The organism is Pseudomonas sp. MDV22-iso1 (assembly GCF_058145095.1).
In genome coordinates this window covers 42020-54930 of the sequence record NZ_JBYVMF010000012.1, presented here as the reverse complement: position 1 = coordinate 54930, position 12911 = coordinate 42020, and the positions used below count along the sequence as shown (strand labels likewise).

The following is a 12911-nucleotide window of genomic DNA, read 5'->3' as shown; positions in this document are numbered from 1 at the left end:
ATCTCGCCCGTACAATGCTCCGTCATTTCTCGTCATCAGCAACCGACAACGGCCAACCATGCGCACCAGTCAATTTTTGCTCGCCACACAGAAAGAAACGCCTTCCGACGCGGTCGTCATCAGCCACCAGCTGATGCTGCGCGCCGGCATGATCCGCAAACTCGCTTCGGGCCTGTACACCTGGCTGCCCATGGGCCTGCGAGTGATGCGCAAGGTTGAAGCCGTCGTTCGTGAAGAAATGAACGCCGCGGGCTCTCTCGAAGTGTTGATGCCGAGCACCCAACCGGCTGAGCTGTGGCAGGAATCCGGTCGCTGGGAAGAGTACGGCCCCGAGCTGCTGCGCTTCAAGGATCGTCACGGTCGCGATTTTTGCGCCGGCCCGACTCACGAAGAAGTGATCACCGACCTGATGCGCAACGAGTTGAGCAGCTACAAACAGCTGCCAATCAACCTGTATCAGATCCAGACCAAATTCCGTGATGAAATCCGCCCACGCTTCGGTTTGATGCGCGGCCGCGAGTTCATCATGAAGGACGCCTATTCGTTCCACGCTGACCAGCCTTCGCTGCAGGTCACCTACGATCGCATGCACCAGGCTTACTGCAACGTGTTCACTCGCCTGGGCTTGAAATTCCGCCCGGTTGAAGCTGACAACGGTTCCATCGGTGGCGCCGGCTCCCACGAATTCCACGTACTGGCCGAATCCGGCGAAGACGACATCGTCTTCAGCAACGGGTCCGACTACGCCGCGAACATCGAGAAAGCCGAAGCAGTGCCCCGCGAAACATCCCGCGCAGCACCGGCCGAAGAGCTGCGCCTGGTCGACACGCCGAACGCCAAGACCATCGCGCAACTGGTCGAAGGCTTCAACCTGCCGATCGAAAAAACCATCAAGACCCTGGTGGTTCACGCTGAAGAAGAAGGCAAGCTGATTGCCCTGATCATCCGCGGCGACCACGAGCTGAATGAAATCAAGGCGGCGAACCAGCCAGGCGTTGCCAGCCCGCTGGTCATGGCTTCCGAATCCGAACTGCGCGACGCCATTGGCGCCGGCGCCGGTTCGCTCGGCCCGTTGAACCTGCCACTGCCAATCATCATCGACCGCTCCGTCGAGCTGATGAGCGACTTCGGCATCGGTGCCAACATCGACGACAAGCATTACTTCGGCGTGAACTGGGAACGCGATCTGCCAGTTCCGACCGTTGCCGACCTGCGCAACGTCGTGGCGGGTGACCCTAGCCCGGACGGTAAAGGCACACTGGAAATCAAGCGCGGCATCGAAGTCGGGCACATCTTCCAGCTGGGCAACAAGTACAGCAAAGCGATGAAATGCGAAGTGCTGGGCGAGAACGGCAAGCCGGTCACCCTGGAAATGGGCTGCTACGGCATTGGCGTTTCCCGCGTGGTGGCTGCCGCCATCGAGCAGAACAATGACGCCAACGGGATCATCTGGAGCGACACGCTGGCGCCGTTCCAGGTTGCACTGGTCCCTCTGCGCTACGAAACCGAACAGGTTCGCGAAGCCACTGACAAGCTGTACGCAGAACTGACGGCTGCCGGCTTCGAAGTGCTGTTGGACGACCGTGACAAGAAAACCAGCCCGGGCATCAAGTTCGCGGACATGGAACTGATCGGTATTCCTCACCGGATCGTGGTCAGTGACCGCGGCCTCGCCGAAGGCAACCTGGAATACAAGAGCCGTACCGAGCCTGAAGCGCAAGCGCTGCCGGTTGCTGACGTGCTGTCCTTCCTCCAGGCCCGTATCCGCCGCTGACACCAGATAGAGAAGTCATGTTCAAGCGAAACACCTTAGGCCTCGGTGGTGCTGCCCTGTGCGGCACCCTGCTGGTCAGCGGCTGTGCCAATCACATGTCGCAACGCAGCGAGCACGAGGAACGTGTCGAGCGCAAATTGCTCGATCACAGCCTGCAGATCGATGTCGGCGAGCCCAAGGTGCTTGAGCTGCCACAACGTCGGGTGAAGATCCACGAGCAGAAAACGTTCGAAGTCACCGAATTTGAAGTGACGCGTCACTACGATCGCTACACCCCATACCAACCCTGGCGGGAGGCTTACGAAATTCCGCTGGGTGCGGTTGCGGTCGTGGCAGGCGTGGGTGCGAATGTCGTCAATGTGTTTGCTCTTGGCAACCTGCCGGACAGCGTGACCAAAGATTGGCTGAGTTACGGTTTCGCCGGGCTTAATCCGTTCATGAACGTGCAATCCCATGGTCGTGCGCAGCAAAACCTGGCGGGCATCGACGAAGTCCAGCAGGACAAGCGTACCGAGTACTCAAGCCTGCCTTGGAGCGAGCGTCCGGTGCAGGTCAAGGCTGGCAAGGAAACGTTTGAGCTGACCACCGACAAGAACGGTGTTTTACGCCTGAACCTGCTGGACAGCCCGTTCGCTGAACATGACATCAATCATCTGAGTCGGCTTCTGATCAGCGTCGAAGATGGCCAGGGCGATGTGCACACTGATCTGCCCCTCATGGTCAGCAGCTCTTTGCGTGGAAAGTTGCTGGAAGCTCACGGGCTGATTTACGACGATCTCGAAGACGACGAAGTGAGCCAGTGGGTCCACCGGGTCAAGCGCCTGTCGGAGCTGGGCCTGGAAGAGGAAGCCAGTGAACTGGAACAGAGCCTGATCGAATTGACGCGCAACGACCCTGAACTGCAGACCGAATTCCTCAAGTCACTGACCAAGGATGCCGGGCGCCTGGTGGCGGATCCGGGACCGAATTAAACCGCTTAAAGATCGTCCGAACGCGGCCCGAGCCTGCGGCAGCTCCTACAGAAGAACGCATTCTCGTGTAGGAGCTGCCGCAGGCTCGGGCCGCGTTCGGACGATCTTTTGATCTTAAGACCTCAACGCTCAAACAACTCCATCTGCTCGAACCCGCCTCGCAAATCCTCCAGCCTGACCCCTATCCCCAGCAATCGCACCGGCTTCGCGCCGCGGTTGAATGCCTGGGTCAGCAACAACTGATAACTCCCAAGATCCCGCCCTGCCCCGGCCTGCTCCAGCGTGGTCTGGGTGAAATCATGAAACTTCACTTTGACGAAAGGCTTGCCCGGCCGGTAACTGCTGTCGATCCGTGACATGCGGTTACTCAACGTTTCGAGCAACTCGGGCAACTTGTCCAGGCAACTCACCAGATCCGGCAGATCCACGTCATAGGTGTTCTCGACACTGATTGACTGGCGACGACTGTCGTTGTGCACCAGTCGATCATCAATCCCACGCGCCAGACTCCACAGTCGTTCCCCGAAGCTGCCGAACTCGCGCACCAGCGCCAACTTGTCCCAGTCGCGCAAATGCGAGCAGTCGACGATGCCCAGCCTGCCCAGCTTGTCCGCGGTCACCTTGCCGACCCCGTGCAGCTTGCTGACCGGCAAACCACTGACGAAGTCCTCCACCTGATCCGGCGTGATGACGAACAAACCGTTGGGTTTCTTCCAGTCGCTGGCGATCTTGGCCAGGAACTTGTTCGGCGCCACGCCAGCCGAGACCGTGATGTGCAGCTGATTGGAGACACGCCGACGGATTTCCTGGGCGATACGCGTCGCACTGCCGCCGAAATGCGCACTGTCCGACACATCAAGGTAAGCCTCATCAAGGGACAGCGGCTCGATCAGGTCCGTGTAATCGCGAAAGATCGTATGGATTTCCTTGGACGCTTCTCTATAGGCGTCCATACGCGGCTTGACGATCGTCAGGTCTGGGCACAGTTTCATCGCGTGCCCGGACGACATGGCCGAGCGCACGCCATACGCCCGCGCTTCGTAGTTGCAGGTGGCGATCACCCCGCGCCGATCCGCCGAACCACCCACGGCCAAGGGTTTTCCGGCCAGCTTCGGTTCGTCACGCATCTCGATGGCGGCATAGAAGCAATCACAATCGACGTGGATGATTTTTCGCTGGGTCATATAAAGGTGGTGAGGAGTATCGGCGAGTCGGATCGGCAGTATCTCACTCACACCTGTATATAGCACCAGTGGTCAGAATCTTCTTTTTTACGCGTAGGAAAAAAGATGAATTTGTTTTTTCAATCGAAAACCATCCGTCAATAGAGCTGAAAGCCTTGTAGCGCCTGACCTGCAGGCCTTTTTACAGCACTCTTTTTGAGCTAAGCGATTGAACCACCACAGGTTTTCTCGGATTTCATGGTTGACACACCTGCGATCCTCTGTAGAATGCCGACACACAGACGCGGGATGGAGCAGTCTGGTAGCTCGTCGGGCTCATAACCCGAAGGTCGTCGGTTCAAATCCGGCTCCCGCAACCAAACATCAAAAAAGGCTACTCGAAAGAGTGGCCTTTTTTGTGGGCGCTTGTTTTGTACGCCTAAGCGCGACATTAAGCAGCTAGGCAAATAACAGGCACTGAAGAGAAATCGTTCCGATTCCGAAACTTATGTCTCCAAGACAACCACTCCGCCGCTCATTTACGCTTATTTGGCTTCTTTCTGGATTAACGGTTGACACCCCGGCGTATCTCTATAGAATGCCGCCACACAGACGCGGGATGGAGCAGTCTGGTAGCTCGTCGGGCTCATAACCCGAAGGTCGTCGGTTCAAATCCGGCTCCCGCAACCAAACATCAAAAAAGGCTACTCGAAAGAGTGGCCTTTTTTGTGTCTGTTGAAAAAGTCCTTTCGCAACAATGATCTGTCATCGTGAAGGTGAGCCGTTAGTGGTCACTCCGTGCCGAGTTCAGACTATGCTCATCCCAGGCAGCCCCCCTCTTCGCCTGATGATGCGCCTTCACCCGATGACGGTGAGAGGCGTTAATATTTGTAATTATTTTTTTCTACAGGGATTGGTAACTTGGCTGGATACCCCCATCCTGTCGCGCACAATCCAAGAGGTGATTGATGCGCGCCAACTCGTCTGATCCACAAGACACCGTTACAGCCACACAACCGATCAAAGCAGAGCGTCTGCGCCTGCTGGATCTGGTCAGCAAATATCGCCAGCCTATCGGCCTGGCGGTGACGGTGCTGCTGTTTGCTATCGCGCTGATTGCCTGTCGCCATCTGTTGAGCGAACTCGACCTCTACGCCCTGCATGACTCGATTCTCGAAGTTCCGAAGCCCGCGCTACTCGGTGCACTCGCAGCCACCGTGGTCGGCTTCATCATATTGCTGGGTTATGAGTGGTCGGCCAGTCGCTATGCCGGTGTGACACTGGCGCCTCGAATCCTGGCACTGGGCGGATTCACTGCGTTCGCGATCGGCAATGCGATCGGCTTGTCGATGCTATCGGGAGGCTCGGTTCGTTACCGTCTATATGCACGGCATGGCCTGGGGGCCTCCGAAGTCGCGCATATGACGCTGTTCGCCAGCCTCTCGCTAGGTTGCGCGCTGCCGCCACTGGCAGCGCTGGCGACGCTCAGCGACCTGCCAGCAGCCTCTGCGGCCCTTGGGCTGTCCGAAATGTTACTCGGAGCGGTGGCAGCCGCTGTGCTGTTGCTCTTCAGCGTATTGGCCATAGGCATCTACCGCCGCCGCCTTCCGGATCAACCTTACAAGGACAACTTGCTGGTCAGGGTTGGACGCCGCACCTTGCGCCTGCCAGGCCGTCGCCTGACCTTCCTGCAACTGATCATCACGGCCCTGGACGTCGCAGCTGCCGCAACCGTTCTCTATTTGCTACTGCCCGAAGCTCCACCTTTCGGGGCGTTCCTGCTGGTCTACTTGTTGGCGCTGGCGGCCGGTGTGCTCAGCCATGTACCCGGCGGCGTCGGCGTATTCGAAGCGATCCTGCTGGCAGCCTTCGCCGATAAGCTCGGAGCCGCGCCGCTGGCGGCCGCACTTCTGCTCTATCGGTTGATTTACGTCATCCTTCCCTTGCTGGTGGCCTGCCTATTCCTGTTGATCAATGAAGGACAGCGCCTGTTCCAATCCCGTCAATCCCTGCGCGTCGCGTCCGGTTTGGCCGCCCCGATTCTGGCGGTACTGGTGTTCCTGTCGGGCGTGGTGCTGTTGTTTTCCGGCGTGACGCCTGAGATCGACACCCGCCTGGAGCACATCGGTTTTCTGATTCCTCATCGCCTGGTCGACGCCTCGCACTTCGGCGCCAGCCTGATTGGCGTGCTCTGCCTGTTGCTGGCTCAAGGCCTGCGCCGCCGTCTCTCTGCGGCGTGGATGCTCACGACCATCTTGTTGCTGGTGGGCGCCCTGCTCTCCCTGCTCAAAGGGTTCGACTGGGAAGAAGCCTGCCTGCTGACGCTGACCGCCAGCCTGCTGGGGGTTTTCCGTCGCTCGTTCTATCGCGCGAGTCGACTGACGGAATTACCGTTCTCGCCGCTGTACCTGGTCGCCAGCGTTTGCGTGCTCGCAGCGTCGATCTGGCTGTTGCTGTTTGCCTATCAGGATGTTCCCTACAGCCATCAACTGTGGTGGCAGTTCACCCTCGACGCCGACGCACCTAGGGGCCTGCGCTCGCTGCTCGGCGCCGCTGTGTTGCTGGTGGTGGTCTCCCTGACCTGGCTGCTGCGCACCGCGCGCCCCGTGATCCACCTGCCAACACAGGACGAACTGGACAGGGCCATAAAGATCCTCATGGCCTCCTCCCAGCCGGATGGTGGTCTCGCGCTGACCGGTGACAAAGCGCTGCTGTTCCATCCCGACGACCAGGCCTTTTTGATGTACGCCCGTCGTGGACGCAGCCTGGTGGCGTTGTACGACCCGATCGGACCGACCCAGCAACGGGCCGAGATGATCTGGCAGTTCCGTGACCTGTGCGACATCCATCACGCCCGGCCCGTCTTCTATCAAGTGCGCGCCGAGAATCTGCCGTACTACATGGACATCGGGCTGACCGCGATCAAACTGGGCGAAGAAGCCCGGGTCGATCTGCATCGCTTTGACCTTGAAGCCAAGGGCAAAGAGATGAAGGACCTGCGTTACACCTGGAACCGCGGCACGCGCGACGGTCTGTCGCTGGAGATCTTCGAGCCGGGACAGGCGCCTATGGACGAGCTCAAGGTGATTTCCGATGCCTGGCTGACCGGCAAGAACGTGCGCGAGAAAGGCTTCTCCCTTGGCCGTTTCAGCGATGACTACCTCAAACATTTCCGCGTAGCCGTCATTCGTTTCGAAGGACGCCCAGTGGCGTTTGCCAACTTGCTCGAGACTTTCGGCCACGACCTGGCGAGCCTCGACCTGATGCGGGCGCACCCGGACGCCCCGAAGCTGACCATGGAATTCATGATGGTCGGTCTGATTCAACATTATAAAAATCATGGATACGCGCGCTTCAGCCTGGGCATGGTGCCGTTGTCGGGGTTGCAACCCCGTCGTGGCGCACCACTGACTCAGCGTCTGGGCTCGATGGTTTTCCGCCGTGGTGAGCAGCTTTACAACTTCCAAGGTTTGCGCCGCTTCAAAGACAAATTCCAGCCTGACTGGGAACCCCGCTATATGGCCGTGCCCGCCGGACTCGATCCGCTGGTAGCCCTGGCCGACACTGCTGCCCTGATTGCGGGCGGCTTGACTGGATTGGTGAAACGCTGATGATTCAACGCTCCCTGCGGTATGTACTGGCCACACTGGTAGTGCTGGCCCTGATTCTCGGTGGCGGTTACTGGTACCTCAAACGCCCGGCACCGGCACCGACCCTCGAACGGCTGACACCGGCCGATGGCACCGTCATGACCCGTGTCATCCCGGGCACCACGCCGGCGGCTCAGGTGCTGGTGGCGGTGAACGACGATCAGAAACTCAGCGACCAACAACTGATGACCCTGAGTCGTTCGGCCTCGGCGCAAATTGTTCAAGTGATTCTGCCCAAGGAGTGTCTGCTGCAAAGTCGCGCACTCCAAACGGGCCTGCGGGAATTGAAAGGCCCGGCGACCCTGGTCAGCGGCATTGGCCCCGGCGCCGTACTGGCGTGGCGCTGGTTGTCCGAGCAGAAGGATGACAAAGCCCAGGCAGTGTCAGTCGACCTGGCGCTGGAAAAGCCCGGCTGCACCCACCTGCTGCCGAAAAGCGCCGCCCACGGCCACTGGCTGGTGGCCTGGAACGATAACCCGGACGACGCCAGCGCAGGCTTCGTGCGCGATCAACCCAACGCCGAAACCAGCATCAGCGACTACGACATCAACCTGCCGCAAGTGCTGAACAACGAACTTCGCAAAATCCTGGTCGGTGGCGACAAGGCCGCCGGTGGCTTGCAGATCCCGGTGGTGGAAGTACCGGCGGGGCAAGCCAAGGACACCGTCACCCTGTTCCTTTCCGGCGATGGCGGCTGGCGCGACCTCGACCGCGATGTAGCAGGCGAGATGGCAAAGATCGGCTATCCGGTCGTCGGCATCGATACCCTGCGCTATTACTGGCAGCACAAGAGCCCTGAGCAAAGTGCGCTGGATCTGGCCGAGCTGATGCAACACTACCGGCAGAAATGGGGCACCAAGCGCTTCATCCTGACCGGTTACTCCTTCGGCGCCGACGTACTGCCGGCGATCTACAATCGCCTGGAGCCATCAGAACAACAGCGCGTCGACGCAATCATTCTGCTGGCGTTCGCCCGCACCGGCAGCTTCGAAATCGAAGTCGAAGGCTGGCTGGGCAACGCCGGCAAAGAAGCCGCCACCGGCCCGGAAATGGCCAAGTTGCCACCGGAAAAAGTGGTGTGCATCTACGGTGAAGAGGAAGCCGACGAAAGCGGCTGCACCGACAAAACCGCAGTGGGCGAAGCGATGAAACTGCCCGGCGGCCACCACTTCGACGAGAACTACCCGAAACTGGCGCAGCGGTTGGTGGACGTGATCGAGAAGCGACAAGCCAAGGATGAGACGGCTCAGGAGTGATCTGAAACTCGCCGACAAAAAAGCCCTCGCAGCCTATGGTTGCGGGGGCTTTTGGGTTAGATACAACGCTCTGCTGCTGCGTAAACTTCTTCGTCACGTCGAGCACCAACGGCAACGATCAATACCTGAATCGCCTTGCCATCTACTCGATAAACAATGCGCGTGTCGCCTGTTCGGAACCGCTTACAGCCTGCAAAACTGGCCCTTTGGGGCTTGCCGCATAGCTAGACACACCAAGTGTCCACATTCCATAAAACATGGATACTTGCGCCGTTGGAAATAACGAGCCGTCAAGGATTTTCAAGATTTGTCAGATTTCTCTTGGAGGCAGGACTTTTGTCTGCCGATTTTCCAAATAGATAATGTTCACTCCGGTTTCATTCGTCAGCGGGAACCAACATCAGCGACTTGCAGTGTGAATGCCTTGGAGCTGCTGCCATCATCGCGGGCAAGCCCGCTCCCACAGGGTCCTTCGCTGGGTCCAGGCTAGACGCCCAGGCACAAAAAAGCCCCCGCTGCCGCACTGGCAACGGGGGCTTTTTGATGTGGCGGACCTACATCTCGACCTGCGTCCCCAATTCAATCACCCGGTTCAGCGGCAGATTGAAGAAGCGCAAGTTGCCGTTAGCGTTCTGCAACATGAAGGCGAACAGCGCCTCACGCCAGCGCGCCATGCCTTCAAGCTTGGAGGCGATGACGGTCTCGCGGCTGAGGAAATAGGTGGTGCGCATCGGGCTGAAGTCCAGATCATCGAGGTGACACAACTTCAGCGCTTGCGGCACGTCCGGCTCGTCGACGAAGCCGAAATGCAGGATCACCCGGAAGAACCCTTCGCCGTAGGAATCGACCTCGAAGCGCCGGGTCGGCGGTACCCGCGGGATGTCTTCGTACACCACGGTCAGCAACACCACTTGCTCGTGCAGCACCTGGTTATGCAACAGGTTATGCAACAGTGCGTGTGGCACGGCGTCCGGCCGTGCGGTCAGGAACACGGCGGTGCCCTGCACGCGATGCGGCGGTTGGACGCGAATACTGCTGATGAAGATCGGCAGCGGCAATCCGCCTTCATCCAGCCGCTCGACCAGCAGTTGCTTGCCGCGCTTCCAGGTGGTCATCAGCACAAACAACGCGATACCGGCGATGACCGGGAATGCACCGCCCTGAACGATTTTCGGCACGTTGGCAGCGAAGTACAGACCGTCCACCAAGAGGAAACCGAGCAACACCGGCACGGCGAGGATCGGTGGCCATTTCCACAGCAGCAGCATCACGGCCGATACTAGAATGGTGGTCATCAGCATTGTGCCCGTCACCGCCACGCCATAGGCCGAGGCCAGGGCTCCGGAGGATTCGAAACCGAGCACCAACAGAATCACGCCGACCATCAGCGCCCAGTTAACCGCGCCGATGTAGATCTGGCCTTGTTCGGCGCTGGACGTGTGGCGGATGTGCATGCGCGGAATGTAGCCGAGCTGGATCGCCTGACGAGTCAAGGAGAACGCACCGGAAATCACCGCCTGAGAGGCGATTACCGTGGCCATGGTCGACAACCCCACCAACGGAATCAACGCCCAGCTCGGAGCCAACAGGTAGAACGGGTTGCGTGCAGCTTCTGGATCACCGAGCAGCAACGCACCCTGGCCGAAGTAGTTCAGCACCAGCGCCGGCAGCACCAGGATGAACCAGGCACGGGCAATCGGCTTGCGACCAAAGTGGCCCATGTCGGCGTACAGCGCTTCAGCACCGGTCAACGCCAGCACCACCGCACCGAGGATCGCCACACCCATGCCCGGGTGAACGATGAAGAAGCGCACGCCCCATACAGGGTTCATCGCCTTCAAGACTTCCGGGTGTTGCATGATGCCGTAGACGCCGAGCGCCCCGAGCACCACAAACCAGGTCACCATGATCGGCCCGAAAAGAATGCCGATCCGCGCAGTGCCATGACTTTGAATCAGGAACAGTGCCACCAGCACGATCAGCGACAGCGGCACCACCCAATGGTCGATGCCATCGAATGCCAACCCCAGGCCTTCAATCGCAGAAAGGACCGAAATGGCCGGTGTGATCATGCTGTCACCGTAGAACAGCGCTGCACCGATCAGCCCGCACACCACCAGCAAGCTGCGCAACTTCGGGTGCCCCGCCGCTGCCCGCCGGGCCAGCGCCGTCAAGGCCATGATCCCGCCTTCGCCCTGGTTGTCGGCACGCAAGACAAACATCATGTACTTGATCGAGACGACCCAGATCAGGGACCAGAAGATCAACGCCAGGATGCCCAACACACCGTCATGGTTGACCGGTACGCCATAGGCACCGGAAAACACTTCTTTGAGGGTATACAACGGGCTCGTGCCGATATCGCCATAAACCACCCCGACTGCCGCGACCAGCATGCCTATCGGCTTTGCTACCGAATGCTCGGCACCTGCCGCCTGACTACTTGCCTGACCCATCTACCACTCCTACTACCCAGACCGGGCTTCTTTGGAAGAAGCACTATGCTTTGCCACGCAGCATGCGCTGATTTACTTACGGTTACAGACGTTTTATTGACTATAAAAATTCGGTAAAGCGTAACGGCGCGAAGCATAGCGCAGCACTCGTCGTATTTCCCTCCATAAAGCTGGTCAAGTGCGCCCGCCATCGCTAGAATTGCGCACTTTTTGATCAGAGGCGCGATAAAGCGCCCGTCAGTCGCCTTGCCGTTCCCGGCTGGAGGCGTCACAAATACCGAGGTTAGACATGTCCACCACTCCTGCGCCGGCCAATCCAAAGGTTGGCTTCGTATCCCTGGGTTGCCCCAAAGCACTGGTCGATTCCGAGCGCATCCTTACCCAGCTGCGCATGGAAGGTTATGACGTTGTGTCCACTTATCAGGACGCCGACGTCGTGGTGGTCAACACCTGCGGTTTCATCGACTCGGCCAAGGCTGAATCCCTGGAAGTGATCGGTGAAGCGATCAAGGAAAACGGCAAGGTCATCGTGACCGGCTGCATGGGTGTCGAAGAAGGCGCCATCCGCAACGTGCACCCAAGCGTGCTGGCCGTTACCGGTCCGCAGCAGTACGAGCAGGTGGTCAATGCCGTGCACGACGCCGTGCCACCGCGCCAGGATCACAACCCGCTGATCGACCTGGTGCCACCTCAAGGCATCAAGCTGACCCCGCGCCACTACGCCTACCTGAAGATTTCCGAAGGCTGCAACCACAGCTGCAGCTTCTGCATCATCCCGTCAATGCGCGGCAAACTGGTCAGCCGTCCGGTGGGTGATGTGCTCGACGAGGCCCAGCGTCTGGTCAAGGCCGGCGTCAAAGAGCTGCTGGTGATCTCCCAGGACACCAGTGCCTACGGCGTCGACGTGAAGTACCGAACCGGTTTCTGGAACGGCGCGCCGGTCAAGACCCGCATGACCGAACTGTGCGAGGCCCTCAGCACCCTCGGTGTCTGGGTGCGTCTGCACTACGTTTATCCGTACCCGCATGTGGACGAGCTGATCCCGTTGATGGCGGCCGGGAAGATCCTGCCGTATCTGGACATCCCGTTCCAGCACGCCAGCCCGAAAGTCCTGAAAGCCATGAAACGCCCGGCCTTCGAAGACAAGACCCTGGCGCGCATCAAGAACTGGCGCGAGATCTGCCCGGACCTGATCATCCGTTCGACCTTCATCGTCGGCTTCCCGGGCGAAACCGAGGAAGACTTCCAATACCTCCTGAACTGGCTGACCGAAGCCCAGCTCGATCGCGTTGGCTGCTTCCAGTACTCGCCGGTCGAAGGCGCACCGGCCAACTTGCTGGACGCGGCGATCGTGCCGGACGACGTCAAGCAAGACCGTTGGGACCGCTTCATGGCCCACCAGCAGGCCATCAGCTCGGCTCGCCTGCAAATGCGCGTTGGCCGTGAAATCGAAGTGCTGGTCGATGAAGTCGATGAGCAAGGCGCCGTGGGTCGCTGCTTCTTCGACGCCCCGGAAATCGACGGTAACGTGTTCATCGACAACGGCAGTAACCTCAAGCCGGGCGACAAGGTCTGGTGCAAAGTGACCGACGCCGACGAGTACGACTTGTGGGCTGAACAGATCTAAACGCAAAAAATATA

The 12911-nt window shown here is 59.3% G+C and carries 7 protein-coding genes and 2 tRNA genes; 7 read left to right on the top strand and 2 right to left on the bottom strand.

Annotation, left to right across the window (positions count from 1 at the left end; genetic code table 11):
• Positions 1-58: 58 nt before the first annotated feature.
• The gene (locus AC3ZVB_RS15270; protein WP_194691206.1) at positions 59-1774 is read left to right on the top strand and encodes a proline--tRNA ligase; all 1716 of its coding nucleotides are present in this window, start codon (positions 59-61) and stop codon (positions 1772-1774) included.
• 17 nt (positions 1775-1791) lie between these two features.
• Entirely contained in the window at positions 1792-2745 is a 954-nt protein-coding gene (locus AC3ZVB_RS15265) for a hypothetical protein (protein WP_162439084.1), read from the top strand.
• A gap of 122 nt (positions 2746-2867) precedes the next feature.
• Here AC3ZVB_RS15265 and dinB read toward each other — a convergent pair whose 3' ends face one another.
• Entirely contained in the window at positions 2868-3929 is a 1062-nt protein-coding gene (gene dinB, locus AC3ZVB_RS15260) for a DNA polymerase IV (protein WP_490147004.1), read from the bottom strand.
• Positions 3930-4211: 282 nt separating this feature from the next.
• Here dinB and AC3ZVB_RS15255 point away from each other — a divergent pair.
• The 4 genes from AC3ZVB_RS15255 to AC3ZVB_RS15240 all read left to right on the top strand — a co-directional run bounded on the left by AC3ZVB_RS15255 (position 4212) and on the right by AC3ZVB_RS15240 (position 8814).
• A tRNA-Met gene (locus tag AC3ZVB_RS15255) sits at positions 4212-4288 on the top strand.
• A gap of 233 nt (positions 4289-4521) precedes the next feature.
• Positions 4522-4598: transfer RNA gene (locus AC3ZVB_RS15250), tRNA-Met, on the top strand.
• 278 nt (positions 4599-4876) lie between these two features.
• Positions 4877-7519: a bifunctional lysylphosphatidylglycerol flippase/synthetase MprF gene (mprF, locus tag AC3ZVB_RS15245; RefSeq protein ID WP_162439086.1), complete on the top strand. Its 2643-nt coding sequence runs from the start codon at positions 4877-4879 to the stop codon at positions 7517-7519.
• Positions 7519-8814, top strand: a complete 1296-nt coding sequence (locus AC3ZVB_RS15240) for a virulence factor family protein (RefSeq protein ID WP_490147003.1) — start codon at positions 7519-7521, stop codon at positions 8812-8814. Before mprF ends, AC3ZVB_RS15240 begins: the two co-directional genes overlap by 1 nt.
• Positions 8815-9368: 554 nt before the next feature.
• Here AC3ZVB_RS15240 and AC3ZVB_RS15235 read toward each other — a convergent pair.
• Complete coding sequence (locus tag AC3ZVB_RS15235; RefSeq protein WP_490147002.1) at positions 9369-11270, bottom strand: potassium transporter Kup; 1902 nt, start codon at positions 11268-11270, stop codon at positions 9369-9371.
• Between the two features lie 289 nt (positions 11271-11559).
• Between AC3ZVB_RS15235 and rimO the strand changes: the two genes are divergently transcribed.
• Complete coding sequence (rimO, locus tag AC3ZVB_RS15230) at positions 11560-12897, top strand: 30S ribosomal protein S12 methylthiotransferase RimO (RefSeq protein ID WP_162439089.1); 1338 nt, start codon at positions 11560-11562, stop codon at positions 12895-12897.
• Positions 12898-12911: the final 14 nt, after the last annotated feature.

Coding starts and splice junctions, on each gene's coding strand:
- AC3ZVB_RS15235 (WP_490147002.1), bottom strand. CDS start 11,270: ATGGGTCAGGCAAGTAGTCAGGCGGCAGGTGCCGAGCATTCGGTAGCA.
- mprF (WP_162439086.1), top strand. CDS start 4,877: ATGCGCGCCAACTCGTCTGATCCACAAGACACCGTTACAGCCACACAA.
- AC3ZVB_RS15265 (WP_162439084.1), top strand. CDS start 1,792: ATGTTCAAGCGAAACACCTTAGGCCTCGGTGGTGCTGCCCTGTGCGGC.
- AC3ZVB_RS15240 (WP_490147003.1), top strand. CDS start 7,519: ATGATTCAACGCTCCCTGCGGTATGTACTGGCCACACTGGTAGTGCTG.
- rimO (WP_162439089.1), top strand. CDS start 11,560: ATGTCCACCACTCCTGCGCCGGCCAATCCAAAGGTTGGCTTCGTATCC.
- AC3ZVB_RS15270 (WP_194691206.1), top strand. CDS start 59: ATGCGCACCAGTCAATTTTTGCTCGCCACACAGAAAGAAACGCCTTCC.
- dinB (WP_490147004.1), bottom strand. CDS start 3,929: ATGACCCAGCGAAAAATCATCCACGTCGATTGTGATTGCTTCTATGCC.